Annotated in this window: 12 protein-coding genes; 5 read left to right on the forward strand and 7 right to left on the reverse strand. The window is 49.8% G+C overall.

From position 1 onward, the window contains the following. Positions 1-65 precede the first annotated feature (65 nt). The 4 genes from aldA (at position 66) to PGW97_RS18840 (ending at position 5,755) form a co-directional block, all read left to right on the forward strand. Complete coding sequence (gene aldA / locus PGW97_RS18825) at positions 66-1,490, forward strand: aldehyde dehydrogenase (RefSeq protein WP_273860426.1); 1,425 nt, start codon at positions 66-68, stop codon at positions 1,488-1,490. Positions 1,491-1,568: 78 nt separating this feature from the next. Next, positions 1,569-2,861: an MFS transporter gene (locus PGW97_RS18830; RefSeq protein WP_273860427.1), complete on the forward strand. Its 1,293-nt coding sequence runs from the start codon at positions 1,569-1,571 to the stop codon at positions 2,859-2,861. Between the two features lie 3 nt (positions 2,862-2,864). After that, complete coding sequence (locus tag PGW97_RS18835; RefSeq protein ID WP_273860428.1) at positions 2,865-4,097, forward strand: mandelate racemase/muconate lactonizing enzyme family protein; 1,233 nt, start codon at positions 2,865-2,867, stop codon at positions 4,095-4,097. Beyond that, complete coding sequence (locus PGW97_RS18840; protein ID WP_273860429.1) at positions 4,076-5,755, forward strand: GMC family oxidoreductase; 1,680 nt, start codon at positions 4,076-4,078, stop codon at positions 5,753-5,755. The genes PGW97_RS18835 and PGW97_RS18840 overlap by 22 nt, the downstream gene beginning before the upstream one ends. Before the next feature lie 358 nt (positions 5,756-6,113). On the opposite strand, the gene PGW97_RS18845 is transcribed toward PGW97_RS18840, so the two are convergent. Next, positions 6,114-6,998 carry a LysR family transcriptional regulator gene (locus tag PGW97_RS18845; protein ID WP_273860430.1) on the reverse strand — a complete coding sequence of 295 codons (885 nt, stop codon included), beginning with the start codon at positions 6,996-6,998 and terminating at the stop codon, positions 6,114-6,116. 155 nt (positions 6,999-7,153) lie between these two features. Between PGW97_RS18845 and PGW97_RS18850 the strand changes: the two genes are divergently transcribed. Continuing rightward, positions 7,154-8,128: a zinc-dependent alcohol dehydrogenase family protein gene (locus PGW97_RS18850; RefSeq protein ID WP_047884540.1), complete on the forward strand. Its 975-nt coding sequence runs from the start codon at positions 7,154-7,156 to the stop codon at positions 8,126-8,128. 249 nt (positions 8,129-8,377) lie between these two features. On the opposite strand, the gene guaD is transcribed toward PGW97_RS18850, so the two are convergent. The 6 genes from guaD to PGW97_RS18880 form a co-directional block, all read right to left on the reverse strand. Continuing rightward, positions 8,378-9,712 carry a guanine deaminase gene (guaD, locus tag PGW97_RS18855; protein WP_273860431.1) on the reverse strand — a complete coding sequence of 445 codons (1,335 nt, stop codon included), beginning with the start codon at positions 9,710-9,712 and terminating at the stop codon, positions 8,378-8,380. A gap of 37 nt (positions 9,713-9,749) precedes the next feature. After that, complete coding sequence (xdhC, locus tag PGW97_RS18860) at positions 9,750-10,601, reverse strand: xanthine dehydrogenase accessory protein XdhC (protein ID WP_273860432.1); 852 nt, start codon at positions 10,599-10,601, stop codon at positions 9,750-9,752. 152 nt (positions 10,602-10,753) lie between these two features. Beyond that, positions 10,754-13,147 carry a xanthine dehydrogenase molybdopterin binding subunit gene (xdhB, locus tag PGW97_RS18865; protein WP_273860433.1) on the reverse strand — a complete coding sequence of 798 codons (2,394 nt, stop codon included), beginning with the start codon at positions 13,145-13,147 and terminating at the stop codon, positions 10,754-10,756. Further along, positions 13,140-14,531: a xanthine dehydrogenase small subunit gene (gene xdhA, locus PGW97_RS18870; RefSeq protein ID WP_273860616.1), complete on the reverse strand. Its 1,392-nt coding sequence runs from the start codon at positions 14,529-14,531 to the stop codon at positions 13,140-13,142. Before xdhA ends, xdhB begins: the two co-directional genes overlap by 8 nt. 497 nt (positions 14,532-15,028) lie before the next feature. Further along, entirely contained in the window at positions 15,029-15,760 is a 732-nt protein-coding gene (locus PGW97_RS18875; protein WP_273860434.1) for a GntR family transcriptional regulator, read from the reverse strand. 229 nt (positions 15,761-15,989) lie between these two features. Further along, entirely contained in the window at positions 15,990-17,342 is a 1,353-nt protein-coding gene (locus PGW97_RS18880) for an MATE family efflux transporter (protein ID WP_273860435.1), read from the reverse strand. Positions 17,343-17,431: the final 89 nt, after the last annotated feature.

Genomic DNA, 17,431 nt, shown 5'->3' on the forward strand with positions numbered 1-17,431 from the left:
TGTTCACATTTGACCAACTTACATAAAGCTCAATAAGATTCGTGAAAACACCTTGGAGAGACTTTATGCGAGTGGAACGTAACTTTGTAAACAATCAGTTTCAGGAAACATCCGTCAGTGATCTGATTACGGTGTACAACCCTGAGAACGAAGAGCCGATCGCTCAGGTGACGGCAGCGACATCAGCCGATGTGCTGGAAGCGGTGAACATTGCCAACCAGGCACAAAAGACCTGGCGTAAGTTGACGAGTATCCAAAGAGGGGAACACCTAAAAAAACTGGCGGATAAGTTGGCGGAGAAGGCTGACGAAATTGGTCAGATTCTCGCGCTGGAGTCAGGAAAAAGCGTAGAAGATGCAACAAACGAAACTCACTATGCTGCGGATATCACTCGCTACCATGCAGAATGGGCTCGACGTATTGAAGGCGAAATTATTCCCAGCGACACACCGGATGAAAACCTGTTGTTGCACCGTGAGCCTATTGGGGTGGTTGCTTGTCTCATTCCATTTAATTACCCGGTGTATACGCTGCTGCGTAAAATCGCGCCGGCACTCATCACAGGCAACACTGTGGTTGTCAGACCTAGCAATAATACTCCCTGCTCAGCGTTTGCCATTGCCCAGGCCATTCTGGAAGCGGAACTCCCTGCTGGGGTGGTAAACATCCTGACCATGGATCACACCACGGCAGAAACCATGTGTACACATCCTAAAGTGGGCATGATCACTTTAACAGGCAGTGTCGGGGCGGGTCGTAAAGTGCTGGAATATTCTCAGGTGAACATCGCTAAATCGTCACTTGAGCTCGGTGGGAAAACCCCGGCAATCGTTACTCCTGACGCTGATCTTGATAAGGCGGCACGTGAGATTGTGATTTCAAAAACATCAAATTGTGGACAGCTATGTACTGCCGTTGAACGTGTATATGTTCATGAATCTATTCAGGATGAGTTTATTCAGCGACTGAAACAGGAAATGGAAAGTATCTCGTTTGGTGCCCGCTCTCTGAAGCCGTCCAACATGGGGCCGTTAGTTAATGAGAATGCACGCCTGAATATTCATCAGATGGTAGAACGTGCCATCGATGATGGTGCGCATCTGCTGACGGGTGGTTATATACCTGAAGGGAAAGGGCATTTTTACCCGCCTACGATTCTGACTCAGTGCCGTCAGGATATGGAAATCGTACAGGAAGAAATCTTTGGGCCTGTGCTGCCAATTCTGACTTACAAAACTATTGATGAAGCCATTGAACTGGCCAATGACCATCAGTTTGGCCTTGCCTCACTCATCTATACCGAGAATTACCGCGATGCGATGAAAGTTGCCAATAACATCGAGGCCGGTGAGTTCTACATTAACCGGATTCCTGCCGACCCCTATCAGGGGTATCACCAGGGCTGGAAGCGCTCGGGGCTGGGCGGTGATGACGGCAAGCACGGAATGCTCGACTACACCCAGACACGGTTAGTGATCGCGAAGTACTAATCGCTAGCTTACCTCCGGAAAGGCGCACGACAGATAAAAAGACACAAAGTGCGCCTGCAAACACAAAAGGACTGAATCATGTCAAATGCAACGATAGAAAACGTTGTAGGCACTCCTACATCCAAAAAAGAACGCATTAGCCGCTACTTTCAATTTCTTCTGCTGTTACTGGCGGGCGGAGCGATTTACCCGCTGTTGTATCTGCGCCAAAACTTCGAGGTTTCTATTCTGGAGGTGTTCAATATCACCATTTCAGAGCTTGGTAGCTATTACTCCGCTCTGGGCGTGATGTACATGGTGTGCTACCTGCCTAGCGGTTGGCTGGCGGATAAGTTTTCCCCACGTTTACTTATTACCTTTTCAATGGCAGCAACAGGAGGACTTGGCCTGTGGTTTGCCACGATTCCTTCCAAAGCAGTTTTGCCTTACATCTTTTTAGGCTGGGGTCTGGCAGCCGGACTTACTTTTTGGGCATCACTGATTAAAGGGGTCAAAATGCTGGCCGGTAAAAATGAACAAGGCCGGTTCTTTGGAATCCTTGATGGGGGACGGGGTCTGGTTGAGGCAGTTTTGGCCACCATCGCCGTGGGTTTGTTTGCATATATGATTGAAACCAGTGGCGACTCCACCACTGTGGCCTTAAAGCAGGTTATTCACCTGTACGCCTATACCTGTCTGACGCTGGCGGTTGTGATCTTCCTGTTCTTCAAAAACAAAAATGAAGTCGAAGAAGTAAAAAATGTTCGCAAAGGTAATTTGCTGAGCAACCTGAAGTTTCTCGCGTCAATTCCTGAAATGTGGCTGGTGGCCGGGGTCATCTTTTGTGGCTACCAACTGTTCTGGGCAACGTACTCCTTTTCAGCCTACATGCAGCAAAGTTACGAGGTCACAGCCGTGACAGCCGGGTTTATCACTGTGGCTAAGTTATGGATGCGTCCAATTGGCGGGATAGGTGCCGGATTTCTTGGGGACAGGTACCGCATTGAAAATGTGCTTGCTGTGTCGTTAGTCGGTTCATCTTGCGGTTTGCTGCTGATGATTGTCTTACCCGGCATGCAAAGTATCTTCTTCCTTCTGTTGCTGGTGCTGTTTATTGGTGTGTTGACCTATGCAATCCGCGGTCTGTACTGGGCCATTCTGGATGGCTGTGAAGTGCCGCCACAGGTTACCGGGCTGGCTGTTGGGGTTATATCACTGATCGCATATACCCCGGATATATTCCTCCCCATGCTAAACGGCTACCTGGCAGAAAATTACAAAGGATTGACGGTTTACCACCTCTATTTTGGCTATATCGCGGTGATGGGTTTTGTTGGCGCGGTTGCCTGTATGAAATTGAAACAAATGATTGATGCAAAGCAGGGAGCTTAATTTATGAAAGTCACACATTTAGAAACCCATATTGTGGCGACGCCACCTCCTCATATTGGCGGAATGTACTGGATTTTTGTTCAAATCCGCACAGATTGCGGCATTGAAGGGATCGGTGAAGTTTACGCTGCCTCTTTCCATCCTGAAGTGATGAAGCTAGCGATTGAGGATGTCTTTGAGCGATATCTGAAAGGTCACAATCCTCACCATGTTGAACGTTTCTATCGCGAAGCCTACTCCAGTGGCTTTACGCAAAGACCTGACCTTACCATGATGGGGGTCGTGAGCGGACTGGAAATGGCGTGCTGGGACATCATAGGTAAAGCCGCCGGGAAACCTGTCTATGAACTGATTGGCGGAAAGGTCCATGACAAACTGCGTTCGTATACCTATCTCTATCCGGAGAATAAGCGTGGGGAATATGATTACAACAGCGTAGATCTGGCCGTAGAGTGTGCGATCAAAAACATGGAGCAGGGGTTCACTGCACTCAAATTTGATCCCGCAGGCCCTTACTCCGCGTACTCCGGTCATCAACTGACGTTAGAGGCCATGGATAAGTCCGCCCAATTCTGTGCCCGTATTCGTGAAGCGGTTGGCAATCAATGTGATCTGTTGTTCGGCACTCACGGCCAGATGTGCGTCTCTTCAGCGGTCAGGCTTGCAAAGCGGCTTGAGCCTTTTGACCCGCTCTGGTTTGAAGAGCCTGTGCCACCGGGTCAGCATGAGGCCATGGCTAGGGTCGCCGCCAAAACGTCGATTCCCATTGCGACCGGAGAGCGTCTGACAACGAAATATGAATTCCATGAAGTTCTGCGCAATCATTCTGCTTCAATCCTGCAAATGAATCTGGGGCGTGTGGGTGGCATTCTGGAGGCGAAGAAAATCGCCGCGTTGGCCGAGGTGCATTACGCCCAGATCGCGCCACATCTTTATAACGGTCCGGTAGGCGCCGCAGCCAGCATTCAGCTTGCGACGGCAACGCCTAACTTCCTGATTCAGGAAAGTATCATGACCTGGGGCGGTTTCCATGCCGACGTGTTGCAGGACCCCATTCGCTGGGAGAAGGGCTATATCATTCCATCAGAGAAACCGGGGTTGGGTGTTGAGCTGAATATGGATGTCGTTAAAGCCATGTCGCCGTACAAAGGGCGCGCACTGCATTTATCGATGGATTCTAAACCTTACGATGTCACCCAGGAATCCTCAACATCATGGAAAGTGAAACCGGAGTAATGAATATGGAGCAGTACGATTACATCATAGTGGGTGCAGGCTCGGCAGGCTGTATTCTTGCTAACCGACTGAGTGAATCCGGGGAGCACTCCGTTTTGCTGATTGAAGCTGGGGGGAGAGATATCAATCCTTGGTTTAAATTGCCGGTTGGTTTTGCCAAAACCTATTATCACCCTAAGTACAATTACATGTACTACAGTGAGCCAGAAGTGGAAATGGCTGGCCGGTCAATCTATGCGCCACGCGGTAAGGTACAGGGTGGCTCAGGCTCCATCAATGCCATGATCTATGTTCGTGGTCAGCGCAAAGACTATGATGACTGGGCACAACAGGGCAATCCGGGGTGGAGCTATGATGATGTTCTGCCTTATTTTAAGAAACTTGAGCAGCATCCATTGGGTGACACTGAATATCACAGCTCAACAGGGCTGATTGGTATCACACAGATGAAGCATGATGCGCATAAAATCTGCGATTATTACCTGAAAGGATGTGAAGAGCTGGGATACCCGTTAAACGATGATTTCAATGGGGCGCAGTTTGAAGGTGCTGGTATTTACGAAACCAACATTCGTAACGGTATGCGAGATTCCAGCAGTTTCGCTTACCTGGAACCGGCAAAGAAACGTTCAAACCTGACTATTTCGCATCATACCCAAACACGTAAAGTGCTTATTGATGGGCATTTGCGAGCAACGGGGGTTGAAGTAGACGTCAGCGGCGTGCGGAAAGTGTTTCATGCCCGAAAAGAAGTTATCTTGGCTGCCGGGGCGGTGGATTCTCCCAAGCTGTTGATGTTATCCGGCATTGGTGACCGCCAACAATTAGAAACTATGGGCATTAACGTTATTAAAGAATTGCCTGCAGTCGGTCAGAACCTGCAGGATCACGTGTGTGTGAGCTTCTATTACCGCGCAAACCAAAAAACGCTTAACGATGATCTGACGAGCTGGTGGGGACAAGCAAAGGCCGGGGTTCAGTATTTGCTAAATCGCAGAGGGCCGCTGGCGCTCAGTGTAAATCAGGCGGGGGGATTTTTTAAAGGTGGAGAAGATGAAGAGCATCCGAATATTCAGCTGTACTTCAATCCATTGTCTTACGAGATTCCGAAAGATCCCAATGCGAAGTTAGTCCCTGATCCATATTCAGGTTTTCTGGTAGCCTTTAACTCTTGTCGCCCAAGCAGTCGGGGAGAGATCGCGCTGAAATCGGCTAACCCGGAAGACGCTGCGGTAATAAGGCCTAAATACCTGAGCACGGAAAAAGATCGTCAAGAGGTGATTCAGGGCACCAAGCTGATTCGCAAAATAATGAGTTCGCCTGCGCTGCAATCTTTGTCCGACTCAGAAGTAAAGCCTGCCGGTTTGGTGCATGATGATGCCTCAATGATTGACTATTTTCGTGAAAATGGTGGCTCGATTTACCATTTGTGTGGGTCATGTGCCATGGGGCCAACCGAAGTTGATGCGGTGGTAAATCATGAATTGAAAGTGCATGGTATTCAGGGGCTGAGGGTTGTTGATGCGTCTATTTTCCCGAATATCACCTCCGGCAATACCAACGCTCCGGTTATGATGGTTGCGGAAAAAGGTGCTGATTTAATCTTGCAGGCATCAACGGAAGTTGTTCCTGGCCAACAAGGTGGCTGCGCAGCATGAAGGACTGTGCCTGCGAGCTGGAGTGACATCGAAAGCAATACGGATATAAAAAGCTAGGCGTATATAAAAAGCTATGCGTTATTCACGCATGGCTTTTTTAGAGACATATGGCTTTTTATGTTCGCGTGGTTTTATATTTATGTGCCTTTTATCTGTACATGGATTTGTATTGTTTTGAGGGCATAAAGGCAATTTCCCAGAAAGAGCAGAGGCTGCAATGTTCCTGCCGGGCTCTGTTGCCGAAAATGGCTCCAGAGCCTTTTGCTGTGAATGCTGGTTTGTTGCTGGGTTCCTCGCTTCCTCGCTTCTTGAGCGCAAGGCTGAAGGTGGTATCAACGTCGCGGACTCGTAGAAGTCATCAAAAATGCCCGGACAGAAAGTCCAGAAAAGCCCGGATTTTGCTGGAGACTAAATGACGGTGCTGATAAATCGCATACGTTGCGGTCAGTTGTTCGCAGGGGCTGAAGGTGTGTTTATCCAGAACCTGCACCAGCGTACCTGAAGCCAACTCTTTATCGACCGCCCAGAATGGAATCAGGGCGATACCGCCACCATGCAGAATCAGCTGTTTTTGCCCGTTGACTGAATCGACGGTCATGTAGCCGTTTACATCCAGTTTGACCGGCTTGCTGTTTATCACGAACCAGTCGTGCCAGCCTTTATAGCCATACAAAATACAGTCGTGAATTGCCAGATCATCAATGTGTTCCGGTGTTCCTCTGTGTGACAGGTAGCCGGGGCTGGCACACAGAATAAAATCGTTGTTCATCAGCTTCTTGGCGATCAAATTCGAGTCCGGAAGGTGACCGCTGCGAATCGCGATATCGACGTTTTCCTCAATCATATCTACCACGCGTTCTGTCAGTTCAATGGCCACATCAATATCCGGATACTGCTTTCGAAACAGCGGCAGCAGCGGCAGGATTTTACTCTCGCCAAAACCGACTGTGGTACTGACTTTCAGTTGACCTCTCGGGTTGTGGTGCAGATCACTGACAGCTTCCCGCGCTTCTTCGAATTCACTGACAATGCGTTTGGCATATTGGTAAAACGTTTGTCCGGCTTCGGTCAACCCGACATTGCGCGTTGTCCGATCGAGCAGTCGAACCCCCAAATCATTTTCCAGTGCAGCCAACTGACGGGAAATGGATGAAGGTTGTACATCGAACTGACGGCTGGCTTTCGAGATACTGCCGTGCTCAACCACACAGTTAAAGTACATTAGGCGGGTAAATAAACTCATGGATTCAGCTTTGCTTAAAAGACAAAAGTGTTTTGATTATAGAGATATTGTTGCGTCACAGGCAATCCATAGAATGCAGGGAGCCGTTTCCAGAAGCTGTGCCTAAAAGCTTTTCCTGAAACCATTTCCAAGAGCAATCTCCACAGGAGTAAACGATGAAAGCCATGATTCTTACCCGTCTGGGTGACGTAACTGTTTTTGAAGAGCAGGATCGCCCGGATCCGATAATTACTGACGGCCACGTGATTGTTGAAGTCAGAGCAACCAGTGTTAACCCTATCGATACGATGCTGCGCGCTTCGGAAACACCTTGGTCGCAAAATTTGCCGGAAATTTTGCACGGTGATTTTGCCGGTGTGGTGATTGAAACCAGCCCAAACAGCCGTTTCAGAGTAGGTGATGAGGTGTATGGCTGTGCTGGCGGTATCGCTGGCATGAACGGCGCTCTGGCTGAAAAAATGCTGGTGGATGAATCGCTGATTGCACTAAAACCGGCATCACTGACGATGCGAGAAGCAGCAGCTCTGCCTTTGGTGGCCATTACAGCCTGGGAAGCATTGGTAGAAAAAATGAATATTCAGCCGGGTGAAACCCTGCTGGTTCACGGTGCAACAGGCGGTGTCGGGCATATTGCGGTACAAATCGGGAAGGCTCTGGGAGCAACCGTTGCGGCCACGGTTCGTCCTCATAAATACGATCATGCACAGACGCTGGGTGCTGATTACGTGATTGATGTTACTGATACGACGGTCAGTGATTATGTTGGGTTGTGTACTGACGGAAAAGGGTTTGATGCGGTGTTCGATACCATCGCAGGCGAACATATTCAAAATAGCTTTGAAGCCGTGCGCTTTAACGGCAAAGTCGCGACGATTCTGCCGGTGAACGATACCTTACCGGTCGCGCTGAAAGGACTGAGTTTTCACAGCGTGTTGATGTTGATTCCGATGACTGAAGGCATTGAGCGATTTCGTCATGGCGAGATCTTACGTCAGATCGCAGTCTGGGTTGATCGCGGGTTGCTGAAACCATTGCTGGATGAATCCCGTTTCACGATTTGGGATGTGGCTAAAGGGCATGAACGGCTGGAGTCGAAAAAAGCTATCGGCAAAGTGGTGCTGGAAGTGTAGTGCTCGTGGTTAAACCGCGGTCTTAGAAGCCCTGTGATTTTTTACGTTCAGTGTTGTTGGCGTTCGCTGAATGAACACCAATCGTTTTCAAAGAGAGTGACGCTAAACGATTCTGAGGCAGCGGCCTATACCTATACCCAGACCTTATGAGGGAAGTGGAGGTTTTATTGGCTGGCTGGTTGCTGAAGGTGGCGCTTCGCTGGTAAGGAGACGAGAACACAGACGAAGCGCCGAGGTAAAACACGGTGCTTAGCTGGCGATTTGTTTGGTCTTTTCAGCATTGGCTGAATAGGCCAGATCGCCATAGATGTAGGTTTGGTACACGGCCTGTTCCCCGCCCAGACTCATCAGAACAAACAGCTTTTCTTCCAGAGTTTTTGTCTGCTCCATTCTAAAGCGCATTAACTGAGTGGCATGGAGGTCGAGAACAACAAAATCGGCCTCTTTACCGACCTCAAGATTGCCAACCTTATCGTCTAGGCTCAGAGCATGCGCTCCGCCCAGTGTCGCCAGATACAATGACTTGAACGGATGCAGTTTTTTCTGCTGTAACTGCATGATTTTATAGGCTTCACTCATGGTTTGCAGCAGTGAGAAGCTGGTACCGGCTCCGACATCGGTGCCCATTCCGACTTTAATCTTAAACGCTTCCATTTTTGGCAGGTTGAATAAGCCCGAACCAAGGAACAAATTAGACGTCGGACAGAAAGCGATGGCCGAATCGGTTTCAGCGAGACGTTGGCACTCACAATCTGAAAGATGGATACCGTGAGCAAACACCGCCCGCTGGTGCAGTAAGCCATAGTGATCGTAAACGTCGAGGTAACTTTCCCGTTCAGGAAATAGCTCCAGTACCCACTCAATTTCTTTTTTGTTTTCTGACAGGTGCGTGTGCAGGTAAACATCAGGGTATTCTTTAAGCAGTCTGCCGACCATGGCCAGTTGTTCATCAGTACTGGTTGGTGCAAACCGGGGCGTAACGGCATACAGCAGACGACCACGTTTATGCCATTTCTCAATTAGTGCTTTGGAGTCGGCGTAGCCTGATTCCGGCGTGTCGGTTAAATAGTCCGGCGCGTTACGGTCCATCAGCACTTTACCGGCAATCATGCGCAAGTTGCGTTTTTCGGCTTCTTCAAAAAACACATCGACGGACGATTTGTGGACGGTCCCGAATACCAGTGCTGTGGTAGTGCCGTTGCGGGCCAGTTCATCAAAAAACAGGCGGGCAACTTTCAGGGCATAGACCGGGTTTTTAAATCGGCGTTCTTCCGGAAATGTGTAGTTTTCCAGCCAGTCGAGCAGCTGTTCACCGTAAGACGCGATCATACCCGTTTGCGGGTAGTGAATGTGCGTGTCGATGAAACCAGCGGTGATCAGCTTGTTATGGTACTCGGTCACATTGAGATTGTTCTGATGCCTTGCTAATACTTCGTTGGCTTCACCTATGTCGGTGATGTGGCCGTTTTCCACCACCAGGATACCGTCATCAAAGTACTGGTAAGACGCTTCCTGCCCGACAACGGCGGGGTCAGCAAGACTGTGTAAAATACTGGCTCGATAGGCCTTACGATGGGTGTTCATATGTGTCTTTCCTTCTACTTCCTTGCATAAGGAAGGGCTAGGCGATTTTTTCTTCCAGCCCAGCGTCGTTCACTGACTCAGATTCATTGTCTGGCTGCGGGCGTTTTTGTTCAAGTGGGTGGCCCTGATAATGGGCGATCAGTTCACCGGCAACAGAAACGGCAATCTCAGCCGGATGTTTACCATTGACCATGCTGATGCCGATAGGGCAGATCATGGTGTGAATCTGTGTCTGGGTGTAGCCACGCTGAGCCAGTCGCATGTCGAATTTTTTACGTTTGGTCAGTGAGCCGATCAGGCCGAAATAGCGGCTGTCGGCTCGGTCGATAATCGCTTTTGCTAACTCAAAGTCTAGTTGGTGATTATGTGTCATGACCAGGTAGTAGCTATTGGTCGGCTGCTGGTTGACCTCACCAACCGGATCATCACTGACGACTTTTGTGACACCGTGAGGTAAGGTTTCCGGAAATTCTTCGGCGCGTGAATCTATCCATGTGATGCGAAACGGCAGGGTAGCCAGTATCGCGACTAAAGCTTTGGCGACATGCCCGGCACCAAACAGTACAAGGTGTTTTTCCTGCGTGCCGATGGGTTCGAAGCTTAGTGTCGCCATCCCGCCGCAACATTGCCCCAGCCGAGCGCCTAAATTAAAGCGCTCAATTTTCAGGGTGCTTGCATCAGCCAACAGCATTTCACGGGCCTGTTGGGTAGCGACATGCTCAAGATGGCCGCCGCCAATGGTCGCGATAACCCGATCGCGGGTTACCAGCATTTTTGTACCGGCATCCCGAGGGACGGAACCGCGATCCTCCAAGACCGTGACGATGACACAGGGCTCGCAGTTCGCTTCACATTTTGCCAGCTCGTGAATCCAGTTGTCCTTAAACATAGTGTTCCCCTTGTTGTGTCTGTTTACTGCTGTTGCTGTTGCTGTTGCTGTTGCTGTTGCTGTTGCTGTTGCTGTTGCGCGAATTTCCGGAATGAGGCTTTTTGTAACGTCACGTTATGCCCACGGTTAATCACTATCGTGATGTTCCTCCGTTACGCCGCCACGGTTTCATCCTTGTTGCTTGGCTCAGTTGCCCCCTGGCTGACAGCCTGAATAGCCATTAGCACGCGCTCTGGTGTCGCGGGGGTATTGAGTTTCGGAATCGCTCCATTGACAGCGACGGAAGCAATGGCATCTTTCAGCGCACTCCATACCGACATCCCCAGCATAAAGGGCGGTTCACCCACGGCTTTGGAGTGGAAGACGGTATCTTCCGGGTTGCTGCGGTTTTCCAGCAGATGGGTACGGAAATCGATCGGCATATCGGCAATGGCCGGAATTTTGTAACTGGCCGGGCTGTTGGTCATCAGGCGTCCGTCATGGTTCCAGACCAACTCTTCCGTGGTCAGCCAGCCAGCCCCCTGAACAAAACCACCTTCAATCTGGCCGATATCAATGGCTGGGTTGAGGGACGCCCCCACATCATGAAGAATATCGACCCTCAGGATCTTGTATTCCCCGGTCAGCGTATCGACGATCACTTCTGAGCATGATGCGCCGTAGGCGTAATAGTAAAACGGGCGGCCACGGGCTTTTTCATGGTCATAGTGAATTTTCGGGGTACGGTAGAAACCAGTGCTAGACAGCGAGACCTGATTAAAATAAGCCTGCTGAACAAAGGCCTCAAAGGTGATTATTTCATCACGAATGATCACCATGCCGTTTTTAAACGTGACTTCTTCCGGCGTCACTTTGTAGTGACTGGCAGCAAAATCAATCAGGCGCTGCTTGATGTTTTGTGCTGCATTTTGAGCCGCCTTACCGTTGAGATCCGTGCCGGATGAAGCCGCTGTCGGTGAGGTATTCGGCACCTTATCGGTGTTGGTCGCGGTGATCTGAATGCGATCAATGTCGACCTGAAATTCCTGTGCGACGATCTGTGCCACTTTGGTGTTCAGACCTTGCCCCATTTCGGTGCCGCCGTGATTCAGGTGGATACTGCCATCGGTGTAGATGTGGATCAGCGCACCGGCCTGATTCAAAAACGTCGCCGTAAATGAGATCCCAAATTTTACCGGGGTGATCGCCAGACCCTTCTTCAGGATCGGGCTGGTACGATTGAAAGCTTCAATCTCGCGGCGGCGATGATGGTAGTCACTGTTCTGTTCCAGTTGCTCGGTGATTTCCGGCAAAAAGTTGTCTTCCACGGTCTGATAATAATGGGTGACATTGCGACCTTCACCGCCGTAGTAATTGGCTTTGCGTACTTCCAGCGGATCTTTTTTCAGATAACGAGCAATTTCATCCATGATGTGTTCAATCGTCATCATGCCTTGCGGGCCGCCAAAACCACGGTACGCCGTATTCGAGGCCGTGTTGGTTTTACAACGATGGCCAGTTACTGTGGCGTTGCCTAGGTAGTAGGCGTTATCTGAGTGGAACATGGCTCGGTCAACAATGGAATTGGATAAATCCGGCGAATAACCGCAGTTGCCGGATACGGTAATTTCCGCCCCTTGAATCACACCATTGTCGTCAAAACCAATACGGTACTGGTTATAAAACGGGTGACGTTTACCTGTCATGGTCATGTCTTCGTTACGAGGCAGGCGCATTTTTGTCGGGCGTCCTGTCAGGTGGGCGATGACTGCAGCCATACAGGCCGGTGCTGCCGCTTGGGTTTCTTTCCCCCCAAAGCCGCCACCCATGCGGCGCATGTCGATGACGACCTTGTGCATGGGAACGCCGAGCACTTCGGCGACCAGTTTCTGGACTTCAGTCGGATTCTGGGTAGAGGTGTAGACAATCATTCCACCATCTTCGGTTGGCATGACACTGCTGACCTGAGTTTCAAGATAGAAATGTTCCTGACCGCCAACGTCCAGATCCCCTTCAATGACATGCTTCGCCGCGGCAATCGCGCTGGCGGCATCACCACGCTTTTGCTGATGGCTAGCGGAGACAAAATGTTTTCTGGCCAGAGCATCTTTGACATCCAAAATGGCGGGCAGGGGCTCGTATTCTACAATTGCCGCCATCGCTGCTTTACGAGCCGTCTCCATATCATTGGCGGCCACAGCCAGCACCGGCTGACCGTAGTATTCCACCGTTCCGTCCGCCAGTAGGGGATCGCCCGGTAATACGGCACCGATATCCAGCTGACCGGGAACATCTTTACTGGTAATTGCAATCGCAACGCCTTCAAACTCATAGCAAGGCGAAACATCCAGCTTTGTGATATTGGCGTGGGCATGCGTACTCAGCCGCGCGTACACGTGCAGCTGATTTGGAAATTCCAGTCGGTCGTCAATATAAATCGCTTCACCGGTTACTTGCTTCGGGGCACTGTCATGTTTCACGCTTTTCCCGACACCGGTTTTCAGATCCTGCTTCGCGATGGCGACCATTTCTTCATGGCTCATGGTGTTGTGATTCGCATTAGACATAAGACGTTACCCTTGTTTCGATATGGTTATCCTGGTTCTGCTGCTCAATGAAATACCGGCGTAGCATGTTGGCAGCTGTCAGGGTGCGGTACTCCTGGCTGGCCCGAAAATCAGACAGCGGCTGGAAATCCTGAGTCAGTGCCTGCATGGCTTTGCTGATGGTGTCATTGTTCCAGGGTTTACCTGTCAGGCTGGCCTCGCAGTGACTGGCTCGCTTGGGAATGGCGGCCATTCCACCGAAGGCAATTCTGGCGTCTGAAACCGATCCGTCCTGAATAGTGATTTGAAAGGCACCACAAACCGCAGAAATATCATCATCAAGACGTTTTGACAGCTTATAAGCACGGAACTGTGTATTGGCTGCGGGCTTAGGAATGATGATCTGTTCTATAAATTCACTGGTCTGACGGGCAGTCACTTTGTAACTGATGAAAAAATCTTCCAGCGGAATGGTTCGGGTGTTGGCGCCGCATCGCAGTTTAATATTGGCTCCCAGTGCCAGCAGTAACGGTGGTGCATCACCAATGGGGGAGGCGTTCGCAATATTGCCGCCCAGTGTGCCCTGGTTACGAACCTGCAGAGAGGCAAAGCGATGTAACAATTCACCAAAGTCACTGTAATGCGTAGCAAGAAGCTGATAAGCATCGCTGATCGGCACGTTAGCGCCAATGATCAATGCATCATCAGTTTCAGCGCAGACTTTCATGTCCTGCACCAGGTTCACGCTGATCAGCGTCTCTATTTCGCGGTGGAACTGGGTAACCTCCAGCGCTAAATCTGTGCCACCGGCAACCAGTTTTGCCTCTGGGTATTGCTGGTAAAGGCTCGCCAGTTCTTCGGTCGTGCGAGGAGAAAATGCTTTCAGTCGCCCGTCAGTCAAGGAAGCAGGCGTTGCTTGCATCGCTTTGAGCTTGGCAATGGTTTCACGCTCAAGTTCTACAAACTGATCCCGCAATGGCTGATCGGAGGACAGGGACAACGCGGCATCAACAATTGGACGGTAACCCGTACAACGGCACAGGTTGCCGGCCAGTGATTCCATGACATCGGCTTTGTCTGCGGCGGGCTTGTTCTTGCTCAGCGCAAACATTGACATGATAAAACCCGGGGTGCAGTAACCGCACTGCGAGCCGTGAAACTCAACCATAGCCTGCTGTACCGGGTGCAGGGATTTATCTTTGTTTTGCAGATCTTCTACGGTGATTAGCTGCTTGCCGTGCAGCGCTGATACAAATGTCAGGCAGGAGTTGACCGAACGGTACTCCAGCCGACCATCGACCAGTTCGCCTAACACAACGGTACAGGCGCCACAGTCACCTGAACCACAACCTTCTTTTGTACCTGTTTTCTTTTGGACGGTGCGTAGATAATTCAGCACGGTCATATTGGGAGACAAGTTCTCTTCTTGTCGGATTTCTTGATTGAGCAGAAAAGTAATCAAGAGACCTCCTTGTACATTGACTCACTAATTCGATTTTTTCTGACCTTTGGGTCAATAATTGGTCAATCTGACCTGTTGGTCAACTTTATTTTTTACAAGTTGATAACATTTGATGGTGTGGAAAAACCAAGAAATGGGCTGAATGCAGATCTTTATTGCTGATACACTCAATAGAAGTTTGAGGATGTTCTGCTGTCGCTGAGTAATTTGGATGCAATAACTGTATACAATTTTGTTTCAAATTTGTGTTGGGACACAAATCTAGCCCAGAAAATGGCGGACGAAAGTAACCAGTTTTGAGTAGGTAAAAGTTGTAAATATGAGGAAAAGACTGGATGGGAGCAAGTTGACGAGAGTTGTGTCAGGGGGGCTGATAGGATGCTGTAAAAAAACAAGCCACCAAAAAAGGTGGCTTGATTTGATAAGGGGAAATCTCAGTCTCAGCGATTTTTCAGCACATTAGAGAAAACCACATGCAGGTCGCTTGATGCTGTACGGCCATCCAGATTCAGTTTCGAGCGGATATGATCCAGGTGCTCCTGCATCAGAGCCAGTGCCTTCTCCTTGTTACCGGACTCGATGGCATTCAGCAGGGCACTGTGTTCATCTTGCGAGCAGTTCGAATGATTGCTGGTTTCATACTGGGCAATCAGCAGGGAAGTCTGAGAAACCAGGCTGCGTTGGAATGCCAGTAATGGTGCGTTCTCTGCCATTTCAGCCAGCTTGATGTGAAACTCGCCAGACAAGCGAAGACCACTGCCGTAATCACCCTGCTCAAAAGCTTTGTTTTCTTTTGCGACCAGTTTGCGGCATTCATCTATCTGAGCTTTGGTGGCGTTTTCGGCGGCCAGTTCTGTGATGGCAAGTTCCATGACTTCGCGGGCTTTGATGATTTGCCTTGCTTCATCTACTGTTGGTGAGGCTACCATTGCACCGCGGTTTGGGCGAATGACAACTACCTGCTCCAGAGACAGACGTAACAGAGCACGGCGGATGATAGTGCGGCTTACGCCAAAAATCTCAGCCAGTGCTTCTTCGCTGAGCTTGGTTGCCGGTGGCAGACGTTGTTCCAGAATGGCATCAAAGATGTGGCAATAAACGACATCATCTTGTGACTGACCGGCAGTTTTAGTTTTTGTGGCTGGTTTCATCGAACTTTTAAGGCTTCCCATCAGCGCTATAACCTTCAACCTTTTTATTTCCCTATTAAAACCATCATACTGACTTTGCTTTCACTGATGGCGACGGGTATTCAGAAGTGTGACGCATTTTACAGCCTGATGAAAAAAATCACCATTATTGTGCACAATTAAATCGGAAAGTTTTGTACACATGAAAGGCGCTAAACTAAAAATCCGTTTAACGCCTTGTGTTTGGAGGAATTGAATCAGATCTGGCGGGTTAGCTTGCCGTGCACGTGCTTTGTGCAACCACGGCGGGTTTTCGGTGCAAATCGTGCCACATCATTGGAATTACTATCATTGCCAGTGCGATATTGGATAACGGCATGGCAAGCCAGATCCCATCGATTCCCAGCATTTTGGGTAGCCAGTAGAGGAATGGGAGCTGAATCATCATATTACCGGCTGAGATAAACAATGCTTTCCCCCCTTGATTCATCGCCATAAAGTACACGGCAGACAGAACAATGAATCCATCCAGAAATAACCCGAATAAATGCAGACGAATCCCGTGTACCGTTTCAGCCATCAGCGCCGCGTCTCCGTGCGCAAACAGGTTCGCCAGTAAGTCGGGGTAAAGGTTCAGGAGGCTGACGGCGGCAATGCCTATGAATACAACGACTTTGCTGGCAAGGATGACGGTGGCCTTGATACGGTCGTGCTGCTTCGCACCCAGATAGTAGCTGACTGGTGGCTGCATACCCATCGCACTACCTTCTGCCAGCAAATAATACAGCGTGACAAGGTAACCTATGATTGCAAATGCCCCGACATGAACTGGCGTGCCATAACTCATGAATAAGGTGTTATGGATGGCCAGTACGAAGCTGAAATAGGCATACATAAACAACTGTGATACGCCAAGTTTGACAATCTGACTCGCCAGAGGCAGTTTGAAACGGCAGGCCGAGGCAGTCAATTTGAGCGGTGAGTGACGGGTAAAACAGTAGCCGACAGCGGCGATGGTAATCAGTGCCTGCGCGATGATAGTGGCAATCGCTGCGCCCTCTAGTCCCCACTGCATCACACCGATAAACACATAATCCAGTGCAATGTTCAACACGGCGCCTGTAGCCATAAGCCCGGTCGCAAGGTTAGGACGGTCCAGGTTTCTGACCAACATTGGCATCGCACCTGCCGCGATAGTGAAAATGGCGCCAGTGCTGAATACCCTTAGGTATACTTCACCCATTGCCAGCAGGTGGCCTTCAGCGCCTTGCTGAGTCATTAACCAAGTGCGGGTAATGCTGAGCAAACCGGTCATCAGCAGTCCGGCAATCACAGTCAGCACGATGCCGGAAAACAAGGCATGACGTGCCTGATGGCGGTTTTGCTCTCCGCGGAAAATCGACATCAGCGTGCCAGCGCCCATACCAATTAGGACGCCGATACCGGTCAAGATACCGATCACCGGCCAGGCAAGGTTGATGGCAGCTAAGCCTTCATAGCCGATGTAGTGGCCAACGAAGAGGCCGTCAATGATTTGATACATACCATTAACCAGCATGGCGACCATAGAAGGAATGGCAAAACGCCAGAAATTCTTGCCGATTGAGTGTTCTTGTAATTGCATATTTGTACTCGATTAGTTTCAATGCGGCCATTATGTCCATAAATCGGATTGTTCAAAGTTAGTTACCATCCGCAAATCGGATGGATAAA

Source organism: Photobacterium sp. GSS17, assembly GCF_028621875.1.
Lineage (GTDB): Bacteria > Pseudomonadota > Gammaproteobacteria > Enterobacterales > Vibrionaceae > Photobacterium > Photobacterium ganghwense.